At 64.9% G+C, this 13601-nt stretch carries 12 protein-coding genes; 7 read left to right on the forward strand and 5 right to left on the reverse strand.

Going from position 1 to position 13601, the window contains the following annotated elements; all coding sequences use genetic code 11:
• Window positions 1-165 precede the first annotated feature (165 nt).
• From gyrB to dnaA, 3 genes are all read right to left on the reverse strand, one after another.
• Window positions 166-2790: a DNA topoisomerase (ATP-hydrolyzing) subunit B gene (gene gyrB, locus BLR24_RS20295; protein WP_093020199.1), complete on the reverse strand. Its 2625-nt coding sequence runs from the start codon at window positions 2788-2790 to the stop codon at window positions 166-168.
• 134 nt (window positions 2791-2924) lie between these two features.
• Window positions 2925-4031, reverse strand: coding sequence for a DNA polymerase III subunit beta (gene dnaN, locus BLR24_RS20300; protein ID WP_093020201.1), 1107 nt, complete (start codon window positions 4029-4031; stop codon window positions 2925-2927).
• Between the two features lie 90 nt (window positions 4032-4121).
• Window positions 4122-5501 (reverse strand): chromosomal replication initiator protein DnaA, encoded by a 1380-nt coding sequence (dnaA, locus tag BLR24_RS20305; protein WP_093020203.1) that lies wholly within the window; start codon window positions 5499-5501, stop codon window positions 4122-4124.
• Window positions 5502-5821: 320 nt separating this feature from the next.
• Here dnaA and rpmH point away from each other — a divergent pair, with 320 nt between their 5' ends.
• From rpmH to BLR24_RS20335, 6 genes are all read left to right on the forward strand, one after another.
• A complete protein-coding gene (gene rpmH, locus BLR24_RS20310; protein ID WP_007834827.1) occupies window positions 5822-5956 on the forward strand; it encodes a 50S ribosomal protein L34 in 135 nt (44 codons plus the stop codon).
• A gap of 98 nt (window positions 5957-6054) precedes the next feature.
• The gene (locus tag BLR24_RS20315; RefSeq protein ID WP_093020205.1) at window positions 6055-6447 is read left to right on the forward strand and encodes a ribonuclease P protein component; all 393 of its coding nucleotides are present in this window, start codon (window positions 6055-6057) and stop codon (window positions 6445-6447) included.
• On the forward strand, window positions 6444-6731 hold the full coding sequence (yidD, locus tag BLR24_RS20320) for a membrane protein insertion efficiency factor YidD (RefSeq protein ID WP_093020207.1): 288 nt from the start codon (window positions 6444-6446) through the stop codon (window positions 6729-6731). Before BLR24_RS20315 ends, yidD begins: the two co-directional genes overlap by 4 nt.
• Entirely contained in the window at window positions 6728-8416 is a 1689-nt protein-coding gene (gene yidC, locus BLR24_RS20325; protein WP_093020209.1) for a membrane protein insertase YidC, read from the forward strand. Before yidD ends, yidC begins: the two co-directional genes overlap by 4 nt.
• 78 nt (window positions 8417-8494) lie before the next feature.
• Window positions 8495-9904 carry a tRNA uridine-5-carboxymethylaminomethyl(34) synthesis GTPase MnmE gene (gene mnmE / locus BLR24_RS20330; protein WP_093020211.1) on the forward strand — a complete coding sequence of 470 codons (1410 nt, stop codon included), beginning with the start codon at window positions 8495-8497 and terminating at the stop codon, window positions 9902-9904.
• A gap of 90 nt (window positions 9905-9994) precedes the next feature.
• On the forward strand, window positions 9995-10456 hold the full coding sequence (locus tag BLR24_RS20335) for a Crp/Fnr family transcriptional regulator (protein WP_093020213.1): 462 nt from the start codon (window positions 9995-9997) through the stop codon (window positions 10454-10456).
• 81 nt (window positions 10457-10537) lie between these two features.
• Here BLR24_RS20335 and BLR24_RS31075 read toward each other — a convergent pair whose 3' ends face one another.
• Window positions 10538-10990 carry a hypothetical protein gene (locus tag BLR24_RS31075; protein WP_254787470.1) on the reverse strand — a complete coding sequence of 151 codons (453 nt, stop codon included), beginning with the start codon at window positions 10988-10990 and terminating at the stop codon, window positions 10538-10540.
• Here BLR24_RS31075 and BLR24_RS31080 point away from each other — a divergent pair.
• Window positions 10989-11501, forward strand: a complete 513-nt coding sequence (locus BLR24_RS31080) for a hypothetical protein (RefSeq protein ID WP_254787473.1) — start codon at window positions 10989-10991, stop codon at window positions 11499-11501. The two genes, BLR24_RS31075 and BLR24_RS31080, sit on opposite strands and share 2 nt — an antisense overlap.
• 29 nt (window positions 11502-11530) lie before the next feature.
• On the opposite strand, the gene BLR24_RS20345 is transcribed toward BLR24_RS31080, so the two are convergent.
• Window positions 11531-13516, reverse strand: coding sequence for a monovalent cation:proton antiporter family protein (locus BLR24_RS20345; RefSeq protein WP_093020217.1), 1986 nt, complete (start codon window positions 13514-13516; stop codon window positions 11531-11533).
• Window positions 13517-13601: the final 85 nt, after the last annotated feature.

Consider the following 13601-nt stretch of genomic DNA (forward strand, 5'->3'; position numbering starts at 1 on the left):
AAAACGCCCGATGAAGTTCATCGGGCGTCTCTGGCCGGCTGGATCAAGCCGGTTATATGTCCTTCATAGGTGTCAACCTATGGCAGGACGGGTCAACCAACTCTGCCAGAAATTTTTTACCTATCTGGCACAGCTTTCACTTTCCGTCCGAGACGACACGATCGATCAAACGTCGATATTCGCCGCCCGCAGCGCGTTCTGCTCGATGAACTCGCGCCGCGGTTCCACCTCGTCGCCCATCAGCATCGTGAACACGCGATCCGCCTCGATGGCGTCGTCGATCTGCACGCGCAGCAGGCGGCGCACGGTCGGGTCCATGGTGGTTTCCCACAGCTGCGCGGGGTTCATTTCGCCCAGGCCCTTGTAGCGCTGGCGCGAGGTGGCGTTCTCGGCCTGGCCGATGAGCCACTTCATCGCGATGCGGAAGTCGGCCACCTTTTCTTCCTTGGCGCGCTCGCCTTCGCCGCGGCGGACGATGGCGCCGTCGCTGCTCAGCAGGTTGCGGAAGGTGTTGGCGGCTTCGGCGAGCGCGGCGTAGTCGGCGCCGTGCACAAAGTCCTGGGTGAGCACGCTGCTCTTGATGTTGCCGTGGTGGCGGCGGCTGATGCGCAGCAGCGGCTTGTCGGTGCGTGCATCGAACTCGCTGCTCACTTCGGCCGGCACGCCGGTGGTGTTGAGTTCGCGCAGCTTGGCCTGCAGCGCCACGGCCGAGGCTTCGGCCGCGGGGGTGGTGTCGAGGTCGAGCGCCACGCCGTCGGCAATGGCGCGGAGGGCCTCCGCATCCATGAAGTTGCGCAGCCGCGCAATCACGGCTTCGGCCAGCTGGTGCTTGCGCGCCAGCTCGGCCAGGGTGTCGCCGGTGAGCGTGGTCGAGTTGGGACCGCCGGTTTCGATGCTCGCGTCTTTCAGCGCCACCTTGAGCAGGAAGGCGTCGAGTGCGGGGCCGTCCTTCAGGTACTGCTCTTCCTTGCCGACCTTGACCTTGTACAGCGGCGGCTGCGCGATGTAGATGTGGCCGCGCTCGACCAGCTCCGGCATCTGCCGGTAGAAGAACGTGAGCAGCAGCGTGCGGATGTGGGCGCCGTCGACGTCGGCGTCGGTCATGATGATGATGCGGTGGTAGCGCAGCTTGGCAACGTTGAAGTCGTCCGCTCCGCCGCCCGCGCTGGTGGCGCCGGCGCGGCCGATGCCGGTGCCTAAAGCGGTGATCATGGTGAGAATTTCGTTGCTGGTGAGCAGCTTCTCGTAGCGCGCCTTTTCCACGTTCAGGATCTTGCCGCGCAGCGGCAGGATGGCCTGGAACTTACGGTCGCGGCCCTGCTTGGCGGAGCCGCCGGCGGAGTCGCCCTCCACCAGGTAGACCTCGCAGAGCGCGGGATCTTTTTCCTGGCAATCGGCCAGCTTGCCGGGCAGGCCCATGCCATCGAGCACGCCTTTGCGGCGCGTCATTTCGCGGGCCTTGCGTGCGGCTTCGCGGGCGCGGGCGGCCTCGACGATCTTGCCGCAGATGATCTTGGCGTCGTTCGGGCGCTCCTGCAGGTAGTCGGTCAGCAGGCGGCCGACGATGTCTTCGACCGGGGCGCGCACTTCGCTGGACACCAGCTTGTCCTTGGTCTGGCTCGAGAACTTGGGCTCGGGCACCTTCACGCTCAGCACGCAGCACAGGCCTTCGCGCATGTCGTCGCCGGTGACTTCGACCTTCGCCTTCTTGGCGAACTCGTTTTCTTCGATGTACTTGTTGATGACGCGGGTCATCGCGGCGCGCAGGCCCGTGAGGTGGGTGCCGCCGTCACGCTGGGGAATGTTGTTGGTGAAACAAAGCACTTGCTCGTTGTAGCCGCTGTTCCACTGCATCGCCACTTCGACGCCGATGTGCGTGCCCGGGATGCCGCCGTAGGTGTCGGCCGGCTTTTCGCCAGCGGCATAGAACGAGTTCGGATGCAGGACGGTCTTGCCCTTGTTGATGAACTCCACGAAGCCGCGCACGCCGCCGGCGCCCGAGAAGTCGTCTTCCTTGCCGGTGCGTTCGTCGTGCAGACGGATGCGCACGCCGTTGTTCAGGAAGCTCAGCTCGCGCAGGCGCTTGCTCAGGATCTCGTAATGGAAATCGGCGTTCTCTTTGAAGATCTCGGTGTCGGGCAGGAAGTGCACCTCGGTGCCGCGCTTGTCGGTGTCGCCGATGACCTTCATGGGCGACACCTCGAAGCCGTTCACGGTCTCGAGCAAACGGTTCTGCACGAAGCCGCGGCTGAACTCGAGTTCGTGAATCTTGCCTTCGCGGCGCACGATGAGGCGCAGCTTCACGCTCAGCGCGTTCACGCAGCTCACGCCCACGCCGTGCAGGCCGCCCGAGACCTTGTAGCTGTTCTGGTTGAACTTGCCGCCCGCGTGCAATTCGGTGAGCGCAATTTCGGCAGCCGAGCGCTTGGGCTCGTGCTTGTCGTCCATCTTCACGCCGGTCGGGATGCCGCGGCCGTTGTCGGTGACGGAGATCGAGTTGTCGCTGTGAATGGTGACGACGATGTCATCGCAGTGGCCGGCCAGTGCTTCGTCGATGGAGTTGTCGACCACTTCGAACACCAGGTGGTGCAGGCCCGTGCCGTCGGAGGTGTCGCCGATGTACATGCCGGGGCGCTTGCGCACCGCCTCGAGCCCTTCGAGGATCGTGATCGAGCCTTCGCCGTAGCTGGTGTCGGCGGGCGTGATCTCGATCGGCACCGCACTCTCGATCTCGGGGGTGTAGACCGGTTCGGTGTGGGGCACTTCGGGCTTGTTCTCTTCTGCACTCATTCGGATATTCCTCTATCTCTCACGGCATTCACGGGATTTTTCGGGCTCTGGGAGCCTGTTTTTCCGGCCTCTTGAAAGCGCAAACCCGCGGAGGGCCGCGGGCTGACTGCGCAAGGCGCTGTGCTTTCTGTCTTCTAGATTCGCATCGGCATCACGACATATTTGAAGGATGCGTTCTCGGGGATGGTCAAAAGGGCGGAGCTGTTGGAATCGGCCAGGTCCAGCTTGACCATGTCCTGATCCATGTTGGACAGGGCGTCGATCAGGTAAGTGACGTTGAAGCCAATCTCGATGGCGTCGCCGCCGTAGTCGATGTCGAGTTCGTCCTGCGCTTCTTCCTGTTCCGCGTTGTTCGATGCGATGCGCAGGGTGCCGGGCTCGATGTTGAGCCGCACGCCCTTGAACTTCTCGCTCGTCAGGATGGCGGTGCGCTGCAGGCTGGCCAGCAGAGGGGCGCGGCCGAGCGTGACGCTGTTCTTGTGGTTCTTGGGAATCACGCGGTTGTAGTCGGGGAACTTGCCCTCGACCAGCTTGGTGACGAACTCCATGCCGCCAAAGCTGAACTTGGCCTGGTTGTTGGCAAACTGCATCTCGATGGCGCCTTCGGCATCCGACAGCAGGCGCTGCATTTCGAGCACGGTCTTGCGCGGAAGAATGACTTCCTGGCGCGGCACTTCGACGTCGAGCGTGGCCGACGAAAAAGCCAGGCGGTGCCCGTCGGTGGCCACCAGGCTCAGCTGCTTGCCTTCGGCCACGAACAGGATGCCGTTCAGGTAATAGCGGATGTCGTGCACGGCCATGGCAAACGAGACCTGCGAGAGCAGGTCTTTCAGCGTCTTTTGCGGCACGCTGAACACGGGGCCGAAGTTGGCGGCTTCCTGCACCAGCGGAAAGTCCTCGGCCGGCAGCGACTGCAGCGTGAAGCGGCTCTTGCCGCCCTTGAGCACCAGCTTGCTCGCGCTCGATTCGAGGCTCACGGTCTGGTCGGCCGGCATGGTGCGCAGGATGTCGATGAGCTTGCGCGCGCCGATGGTGGTGGTGAAGCTGCCTTCATCGCCGCCGAGTTCGGCCGTGGTGCGGATCTGGATCTCGAGATCGCTGGTCGTCAGCTGCAGCTGCCCGCCGGTCTTGCGGATGAGCACATTGGCGAGGATCGGCAGCGTATGGCGCCGTTCCACGATGCCCGCCACCGATTGCAGCGCGGCGAGGACTTTGTCTTGGGTTGCCTTCAAAACGATCATGTCTTCTTCCTCTTCTCTTTATCTCTTGGAATCCGCTTGTAAGACGCCATTCTCCGCTGTCGCGAGGCGCATTCTTGATGACATTCGGGGTCAGCCCTTGAGCGTTTGCTCGAGCACGTGGAGCTGCTGGTTGAGTTCGGTGAGCTGCTGGCGCTCGCCCGAAATCTTGCGCACCGCGTGCAGCACCGTCGTGTGGTCGCGTCCGCCGAAAAGTTCGCCGATTTCAGGCAGGCTCTTTTGCGTGAGCTCCTTGGCCAGGTACATCGCGATCTGCCGCGGCCGCGCAATGCTGGCCGGGCGCTTCTTGCTGTACATGTCGGCGACCTTGATCTTGTAGTAGTCGGCCACCGTCTTCTGGATATTTTCGACCGAGATCTGCCGATTCTGGATCGACAGCAGGTCGCGCAGCGCCTCGCGCGCCAGGGCGATCGAGATTTCCTTCTGGTTGAAGCGCGAGTACGCCAGGATCTTGCGCAGCGCACCTTCGAGCTCGCGCACATTCGAGCGCACGTTCTTGGCGACGAAGAAGGCCACCTCTTCCGGCATTTCGGCCGATTCGGCGCGCGCCTTGTTGATCAGGATGGCCACCCGCATTTCGAGCTCGGGCGGCTCGATAGCGACGGTAAGGCCCGAATCGAAGCGCGACACCAGGCGCTCATGGATGTCGGCCAGGCCCTTCGGGTAGGTGTCGCTGGTCATCACGATGTGCGACTTCTTGGCCAGCAAGGCTTCGAACGCGTTGAAGAATTCTTCCTGCGTGCGATCCTTGTTGGCGAAGAACTGCACATCGTCGATCAAGAGCAGATCGAGCGAGTGGTAGCGCTCCTTGAACTCGTCAAAAGTCTTGCGCTGATAGGCCTTGACCACATCCGAGACGAACTGCTCGGCATGGATGTAGAGAACTTTGGAATCCGGACGGTCGGCGAGCAGCCGGTTACCCACAGCGTGCATCAGGTGGGTCTTGCCCAGGCCGACGCCGCCGTAGATGAACAGCGGGTTGTACAGGTGGCCCGGCATGCCGGCCACGTGCATGGCCGCGGCGCGCGCCATGCGGTTGGCTGTACCCTCCACCAGGGTGTCGAAGGTCAGGCCCGAATTGAGGCGGTTCTTGAAGCCAGCGGCCGCCGGCTCCTCGCCTGGCCCGGCCACGTCGCGCGGCACGTCGGTTTCGGCCAGAACGGCAACGGGCGTAGAGCGCACGGGTGCTTCCCGCGGAGCAAGCGCTAACTCAACTGCCACCGGCTGGCCGTACATCTTCTCGGCCATGGCGGCAATCTTGCCGGCGTACTGGGCCCGGATCCAGTCGAGCTTGAAGCGGTTGGCAACGAACACCGTCATGCGCGAAAGGTCGTCCGCGACCTGCGCCGTCAGGGGTTTGATCCAGGTGTTGAATTGCTGCTCGGACAGCTCCTGCGCGAGCTGGTCGACACAAGCCTGCCAGAGGCTCTCACCGATGCCGTCAGTCGACATGGGTGCTTGAAAAAGTGGTGTGTCCCTCGGCCATTTTTTGGTATATGTATTGTGGATATGCTCTGCTGCAAGGCGGCTCGCATTCTAACTTGTCAAAACCTTATCCACATCCCCGGGTGCACCCGGCAAAGGCCCGCAAAGTTGCTCGATGTTTGGTGTTGGGCCGAATGTTTGCGATAATTGCGGGTTTCCCTGAAAACCTCATTGCGTCTTTCGGGGGTCATCCGAAAAACGCTCCCAGCGCTCGCATGTCCGATATGGCCTTCATGGCTTCATAGGGGACATCGCGGATATCGGGGGAATCAGCAGGAAATCTCATCATGAAACGCACTTACCAAGCTTCCAAAGTCCGCCGCGCCCGTACCCACGGCTTTCTGGTCCGTATGAAGACCCGTGGCGGCCGTGCCGTCATCAACGCACGCCGCGCCAAGGGCCGCAAGCGCCTGGCCGTCTGACGGCAGTTCTGCCGTTGCCAGCCGCCGAGCCGCCAGCGCCAGCTTTCGCCGCCAGTCTTTCTGGCCCGACCAGCGACAACGCAAGCGACCCGGCTTCCATGCAGCGGCTCAAGACCCGCGCGCAGTTCCAGGCCGTCCTCGCAGGTGCCACCGTGGCGCGCACTGCTCATTTCGCATTGCATCGCTGCGCGCTCGATTCGTCGAGCGCGCAGCCTTTGTTCGCGTCCGACGATGTCTGGCTGGGCGCCATGGTGCCCAAGCGCTGGGCGCGCCGCGCGGTCACACGCAACGCCATCAAGCGCCAGATCTATATCGTGAGCGCCGCACCCGATGCGGGCCTGCCCCGTGCGGCGCACGTGGTGCGGCTGCGCGCGGGATTTGACCGCAAGGAATTCGTGAGCGCCTCCTCGGACAAGCTCAAGGCCGCCGTGCGCGCCGAACTCCAGCAACTGCTGGCGCGGGCCGCACGCTCCTCTGCACCCTCGTCATGAAGCTCTTGCTGATCGGCCTCGTGAAAGGCTATCGCCTGCTGCTGAGCCCCTGGCTCGGGCAGTCGTGCCGCTTCGAGCCGACCTGCTCCGTCTATTCGATCGAGGCGCTCGAAGTCCACGGCGCTCTCAAGGGCAGCTATCTCACCCTGCACCGCATCGTGCGCTGCCAACCCTGGTGCCAGGGCGGGCACGATCCGGTTCCACCGAAATCACGGCGTCGCACTGGCAAGCCAGGCTCGCTGTTTTCGTCTCTTCTCTCCTCCGACAAGAAGTCTTCGTCATGAACGATATACGCCGCACGATCCTGTGGGTGATTTTTGGTTTCTCGCTGGTGCTGCTGTGGGACCAATGGCAGGTCTTCAACGGCAACAAGCCGACCTTCCTGCCGTCGAGCAAGCCGGCTGCCGTGGCCTCCGCGCCGGCAGGCAGCACGCCGGCCGCCAGCAACGGCGTGCCAGCCGCAGCGTCCGCCACCGGCGGCAGTGCGGGCGCCGTGCCCACGCAGGCCGCTCCGGCCGCGCCGCGCGAGCGGGTCAGCGTGACCACCGACCTGTTCAAGGCAGTGATCGACAGCGAAGGCGCCACGGTCAACTACCTGGAGCTGCTGAAGTACGAGGAAGCCGACCGCACCAAGCACGTCGTCCTGCTCGAGAACGACTCGCCCGCCACCCGTTACGTGGCTCAGACCGGCCTGCTGAGCCAGACCGGTGAACCGTTCCCCAACCACCTGACGCCGATGACGCCGAAGGCCGGTCCGCGCGAAATGGCCGAAGGCCAGAACACGCTCGAAGTGAGTTTCGAAAGCGCGCCCTCGGGCGGTTTGAAGTACGTCAAGACCTACGTGTTCAAGCGCGGCGACTACACCATCGGCGTGCGCCATGAAGTCGTCAACGTGAGCGACCAGCCGCGCGACGCGCAGCTCTATATGCAACTGCTGCGCCACGGCACGGTGGCCGCCGGCACGATGTTCGGCACCAACACCTTTACCGGCCCGGCCGCGTACACCAACGAGAAGAAGTTCCACAAGCTCGACTTCAAGGACATCTCCAAGGGCAAGATCGAACCGCCGCCGCCCGCCAACGACGGCTGGATTGCGATGGTGCAGCATTACTTCGTCTCGGCCTGGCTGCTCAAGGGCGACCCGGCGAGCGAGCAGCTCAAGCGCGAGTTCCGCGTGAAGGACTTGGGCGACAACCTGTACACCGTGGCCATGGTGGCCACGCTGCCGAAGATCGCCCCGGGCCAGACGCAGGTGGTCAACAGCGCGCTGTTCGCCGGACCCGAAGAAGAAAAGAAGCTCGAAGCCATTGCGCCCGGCCTGGACCTGGTCAAGGACTACGGCATCTTCGCCATCATCTCCAAGCCGCTGTACTGGCTGCTGAACCAGCTGCACGGCATCCTGGGCAACTGGGGCTGGGCCATCGTGGCGCTGGTGGTGCTGCTGAAGGCGGCCTTCTACTGGCTCAACGCCAAGGCCTACGCCAGCATGGCCAAGATGAAGGCCATCAACCCGAAGATCATGGAAATGCGCGAGCGGCTGAAGGACAAGCCGCAAGAGATGCAGCAGGAGATGATGCGCATCTACAAGACCGAGAAGGTCAACCCGATGGGCGGCTGCTTCCCGATCGTGATTCAGATCCCGGTGTTCATCGCGCTCTACTGGGTGCTGCTGTCGTCGGTCGAAATGCGCCACGCACCGTGGATCGGCTGGATCACCGACCTGTCGGCACCCGATCCCTGGTACATCCTGCCGGTCGTGATGACGCTCACTTCGCTGTTTCAGACCTGGCTCAACCCGACGCCGCCCGATCCGATGCAGGCCAAGCTGATGTGGATCATGCCGCTCGCGTTCAGCGTGATGTTCATCTTCTTCCCGGCCGGCCTGGTGCTGTACTGGATCACGAACAACGTGCTGTCGATTGCGCAGCAGTGGTTCATCAACAAGCGGCTGGGCGTGCTGGGCAAGTAAGCGCAGCGGCCTTAGCCACCCACGCAAAGGGCCGCATCCGCGGCCCTTTGCCTTTTTTGCTGAAAGAATCGTGCTTCCATGACCTTCGCCCGCACAACCGATCCCATCGTCGCCGTCGCCACCGCCTCGGGGCGCGGGGCCGTCGGGATCGTGCGCGTGTCCGGTGCCCGGCTCGCGCCGCTGATCGAAGCCCTCTGCGGCCGGCCGCTGAAGCCGCGCGAAGCCACCTATCTCCCGTTCCGCGACGCGGCCGGTGAACCGGTCGACCACGGCCTGGCGATCCACTTTCCATCGCCCCATTCGTTCACCGGCGAGGACGTGCTCGAGCTGCAAGCCCACGGTGGAACGGTGGTGCTGCAGCTTTTGCTGGCACGCTGCCTCGAAGCCGCTGCCGAGGCCGATCCGGTCACCGGCCGCCCGCGCCTGCCCGGCCTGCGCGTGGCCGAGCCGGGCGAGTTCAGCCAGCGCGCCTTCCTGAACGGCAAGATCGACCTGGCCCAGGCCGAGGCCATTGCCGACCTGATCGACGCCAGCACCGAGGCGGCCGCGCGCAGCGCCGGGCGTTCGCTTTCGGGTGCGTTCTCGCGCGAGATCCACACGCTGCGCGAAGCGTTGATCCATCTGCGCATGCTGGTCGAGGCCACCCTCGATTTTCCCGAGGAGGAGATCGACTTTCTCCAGAAAGCCGACGCGGCCGGGCAGCTCGTGAAGTTGCAGACGCAATTGGCGGCGGTGCAACAGCGCGCGAAACAGGGGGCGCTGCTGCGCGAGGGCATCAAGGTGGTGATCGCAGGACAGCCCAACGCAGGCAAGAGCTCGCTTCTCAATGCGCTGGCCGGCGCTGAGCTGGCCATCGTGAGCGCGGTACCGGGCACCACGCGCGACGTGGTGTCGCAGACCATCCAGATCCACGGCGTGCCGCTGCATGTGGCCGACACGGCGGGCCTGCGCGAAAGCAGCGACGAGGTCGAGCAGATCGGCGTTGCGCGCGCCTGGGGCCAGATCGAGAGCGCCGACGCGGTGCTCTTCCTGCACGACCTGACACGAGCCGGCCTGCCCGACTACGCCGCGGCCGATGCCGAGATCTTGCGCGGCCTGCGGCAGAAGCTGCCCGCGAGCGTGCCGGTGCTCGATGTCTGGAACAAACAGGACGCCGCGCCAGCGGCAAACGCGGCACAGGGCGTCGTCCTGTCTGCCAAGACCGGCCTGGGCATCGAGGCGCTGCGCGAGCAACTGCTGGCCATGGCCGGTTGGCAGGCCGTGCCCGAAGGTGTCTACCTGGCGCGCGCGCGCCACGTGCAGGCGCTGGGCCGCGTCGAAACCCACTTGGCATTGGCTGCGAGCCATCTGGCAGCACAGGCGCAACTGCTCGATCTGCTGGCCGAGGAGCTGCGTTTGGCGCAGAACGCGTTGAACGAAATCACCGGAGAGTTCGGCGCGGACGACCTGCTGGGCGTCATCTTTTCGCGCTTCTGTATCGGCAAATAGAGACAGCCAACCCGAAAAACGTAAAGAGTTGTAGCCGAAAACCGCGCCCTTCGCGGATACTTCGGCACAGATGCGGGGGTTGAGAAAAGCATGTCCATCCAGAACCTGAGCCGCGCCATCGCGGAAAACAACAGCAACGACGCCTTTGCGCTGACGCTGAACGTACAACAGTGGGAAACGCTGGCGGGCTATCTGCAGCCCATCGCGACCGGCGTCGGCGACGTTCTCATCGAGCAGGGCACGCACGACCGCTCGGTGTACTTTCTCGAGAGCGGCGCCATCAGCGTGCACCGCGTGAGCAGCAAGGAACAGATGAAGCTGGCCGTGCTCATGCCGGGATCGGTGGTGGGCGAAGGCTCCTTCTTCTCGCGCGAGCCGCATTCGGCCAACGTGGTGGTCACCGGCGCGGGCCGGGTATGGCGCCTCACGGCGGTCCGCTTTTCGGAAATGTCGAATCGGCAGCCCAACCTCGCCCTCGAGATCTCCATGGGTCTTGGCGCGGTAATCGCCAAGCGCATGGCGCACCGGTCCAAGCGCGTCGCGGTCACCTGAAGGTTCCTTCCGGCCATTCCGCATGAAGTGCAAACCGTGGCGGCACGCCGCGGTCCGTTCCCGAAAATCGTTCCCCGTTCCCTAGAAGTCAGTCGAAATGGCCTTGATCTGTCCGGTCTGCAGCACGGAAAACCGCGAGGGCGCGAATTTCTGCAAGAGCTGCGGCGGCAAGCTGGCGCCTGCCGCACCCACGCCGATTCCACCGCCTCCCGCTCCGCGCAGCCGGTCGGAGCGCGAGTGGGCCACCACCGCGCCCGCGCAATTGCGCGCACCCACGATTCCCGGCGGGCTCTTCGGCGCCGGCATGCCAGTCGCAGCCACGGGACCGATTGGCGCCGCAACTCCCGCGGACGACCAAACCCTCCTTGCTGCGCTCGGCCGCTTGAGGCGCTCGCCTTCGTCGCCGCGGGAACCTCGGGCAAGGAAGTCCTCCAGGCGCGGGACGCCGCGGACCCCCCGTGCCGAGCCCCGGAAGCCGTGGCGCACGCGCGTTTTCTGGCTCTGGCTGTTGTTGCTGGCGGCGGGCCTGCTCATGATCATTGCGGGCTGGCGGGGCTACGGAACGGACACACCGGACGAAGAAGTCGAGATTGCAAAGCCGGCCATGCCGACCGAGACGCCTGTGCGACCGGCGCCATCGCCCGAGCCGGTAGCGGCAGTGCCTGAAACTCCGCCCGCGGTGGTGCCGCCAGCTGCGGAAAGCACGCCGCACGATGCAGCAGCGGCCGTGCCTTCACCCCCCAACTTCAAGCCGGCGCCTGCCGCCGCAGGCAAGTCGCGCAAGGCGACGCCCGCGGCACCGTCACAGGCTGGCGCTCCCGAGTCCGTGCCGGCCGCCACTGCCGCAGCTGCAACGCCGCCACAGGCACCCACGGCTTCAGCCGATCCGCAAGCCCTTTGCGGCGACCGCAACTTCATCGCGAAGGCCCAGTGCATGGCCGCGCAGTGCCTCAAGCCCGAATACAAGCCGCACGCGCAATGCGAAGCCGTGCGCCGGCAGCAGCGCATCGAAGAAGAAAAGCGCAATCCAACGCTGATCAACTAGCTCGGCGCCGCCGATTCCGCGGCAGGGGCCTAGCCCTTTTGCAGTCGTTCTATGGCGACCGCCAGGGCTGCCGGCTTGCCGGACAGCACGAGGGTGTCACCATCGGTCAACACCGTGTCGTCGGTCACTGTCTGGGCCTGGCCGTTCTGCCGGCGCAGGCTGGCGACACGCACGCCCAATGATTCCAGCGCCATTCGCGCCAGCGTCTGGCCCACAGCACGGGCGCCGGGGGTGAGAGTGAACGTGTCGAGCCGTTCATGGTCGATCTCGTCCGCGTTGTCGTCGTCGGCGCCGTGGAAGTAGCCGCGCAGCAGGTTGTAGCGCGCATCGCGCTGGTCCTGCACCACGCGGATCACGCGCCGCATCGGCACCCCCACCAGTGCGAGCGCATGGCTCGCGAGCATCAGCGAACCCTCGATGGCCTCGGGCACCACTTCGGTCGCGCCCGCGGCCTGCAGCTTTTCAAGGTCGTGGTCGTCCTGCGTGCGCACGATCACGGGCACCTGCGGCGCGTGGGCGCGGGTGTTGGCCAGCACCTTCATGGCGCCCGGCACGTCGAGGTAAGTCACGACCACGGCGCTGGCGCGGGCCAGGCCGGCAGCCATCAACGCCTGCAGCCGCGCCGCGTCGCCGAACACCACCGAATCGCCGGCCGCGGCGGCCTGCCGCACACGGTCGGGGTCGAGGTCGAGCGCCATGTACGGAATGCCTTCGTGCTCCAGAATGCGCGCCAGGTTCTGGCCGCAGCGCCCGTAGCCGCAGATGATTACGTGCTTCGCGGTGTTGATGGTCTTGCGCGCGATGCTGGTCATCTGCAGCGATTGCTGGAGCCAGTCGCTCGCCACCAGCTTGCGCACGATGGCGTTGGTGTACATGACGATGAACGGCGTGGCGAGCATCGACAGCACCATCGAGGCCAGCACCGGGTTGGCCAGCCACGGCGGCAGCAAGCTGCGCTCCTGCGCCAGCGTCAGCAGCACGAAGCCGAATTCACCGGCCTGCGCCAAGTACAGGCCGGTGCGCAGCGATACACCCGAGGTGGCGCCCAGCACTCGCGCCAGCACAGTCACCAGCACGAGCTTGAAGGCCAGCGGGAGCAGCAGCAACACGGCGACCAGGGCCCATCGGTCCACCACGATGTGCCAGTCGAGGGACATGCCCACCGTGATGAAAAAGAGGCCCAGAAGCACATCGTGGAACGGGCGGATGTCGGTCTCCACCTGGTGCTTGTATTCGGTTTCCGACACCAACATGCCGGCAATGAAGGCGCCCAGAGCCAGGCTCAGGCCGGCCAGTTCGGTGAGCCACGCCAAGCCGAGCGTGACCAGAAGCACGTTCAAAATGAAAAGTTCCTCGCTGCGCCGGCGGGCCACCAGGGTGAGCCACCAGCGCATGATGCGCGGCCCGCCATAGAGCAGCACGCCGATCAGCAAGGTGGCCTTCACCATCGCGAAGCCGATGGCCTTGGCCAGCGCTTCGGGCGGTGCGCCAAGCGCGGGAATCAGCACCAAGAGCGGCACCACGGCCAAGTCCTGGAACAGCAGCACGCCCATCACGCGACGGCCGTGTTCGCTCTCGAGCTCGAGCCGCTCGGCCATCAGCTTGACCACGATCGCGGTGCTGCTCATGGTGAGCGCGCCCGACAGCGCCAGCGCCGTCTGCCAGCCGAGCCGCCAGGCCGGCGGGAGCTGCGAGGCGATTAGAAGCGCACCGGCGGTGGCGATGGTCATCGTCAGCAGTACCTGCAAGAGGCCGAGCCCGAACACGTGCTTGCGCATGGCGCGCAGCTTGGGCAGGCTGAACTCCAGCCCGATCACGAACATGAGGAACACCACGCCGAACTCGCCCAGGTGCAGGATGGCTTCGGAGTTGTGCGCCAATCCCAGCGCATGGGGCCCGATCAGCACGCCGGCCGTCAGATAGCCGAGCATCGGCGGCAGTTTCAGCGAGCGGCAGACCACCACGCCGATGACCGCGGCCAGCAAATACATCAGCGTGAGATCGAACGTAGACATGGTCGGATGCTAGAGCAATGTCCATGCCCCGCGCGTGCCGCTTTCCCTCGGCGACCGGCCAGGACGGCCGGCCCGTAAAATCCTG

The sequence above is a fragment of the Variovorax sp. OV700 genome (assembly GCF_900099805.1).
Taxonomy (GTDB): domain Bacteria; phylum Pseudomonadota; class Gammaproteobacteria; order Burkholderiales; family Burkholderiaceae_C; genus Variovorax.

Bases quoted from the DNA above. Each gene is read 5' to 3' on its own strand.
- gyrB (WP_093020199.1), bottom strand. From the start codon at position 2,790: ATGAGTGCAGAAGAGAACAAGCCCGAAGTGCCCCACACCGAACCGGTC.
- dnaN (WP_093020201.1), bottom strand. From the start codon at position 4,031: ATGATCGTTTTGAAGGCAACCCAAGACAAAGTCCTCGCCGCGCTGCAA.
- dnaA (WP_093020203.1), bottom strand. From the start codon at position 5,501: ATGTCGACTGACGGCATCGGTGAGAGCCTCTGGCAGGCTTGTGTCGAC.
- rpmH (WP_007834827.1), top strand. From the start codon at position 5,822: ATGAAACGCACTTACCAAGCTTCCAAAGTCCGCCGCGCCCGTACCCAC.
- BLR24_RS20315 (WP_093020205.1), top strand. From the start codon at position 6,055: ATGCAGCGGCTCAAGACCCGCGCGCAGTTCCAGGCCGTCCTCGCAGGT.
- yidD (WP_093020207.1), top strand. From the start codon at position 6,444: ATGAAGCTCTTGCTGATCGGCCTCGTGAAAGGCTATCGCCTGCTGCTG.
- yidC (WP_093020209.1), top strand. From the start codon at position 6,728: ATGAACGATATACGCCGCACGATCCTGTGGGTGATTTTTGGTTTCTCG.
- mnmE (WP_093020211.1), top strand. From the start codon at position 8,495: ATGACCTTCGCCCGCACAACCGATCCCATCGTCGCCGTCGCCACCGCC.
- BLR24_RS20335 (WP_093020213.1), top strand. From the start codon at position 9,995: ATGTCCATCCAGAACCTGAGCCGCGCCATCGCGGAAAACAACAGCAAC.
- BLR24_RS31080 (WP_254787473.1), top strand. From the start codon at position 10,989: ATGATCATTGCGGGCTGGCGGGGCTACGGAACGGACACACCGGACGAA.
- BLR24_RS31075 (WP_254787470.1), bottom strand. From the start codon at position 10,990: ATGAGCAGGCCCGCCGCCAGCAACAACAGCCAGAGCCAGAAAACGCGC.
- BLR24_RS20345 (WP_093020217.1), bottom strand. From the start codon at position 13,516: ATGTCTACGTTCGATCTCACGCTGATGTATTTGCTGGCCGCGGTCATC.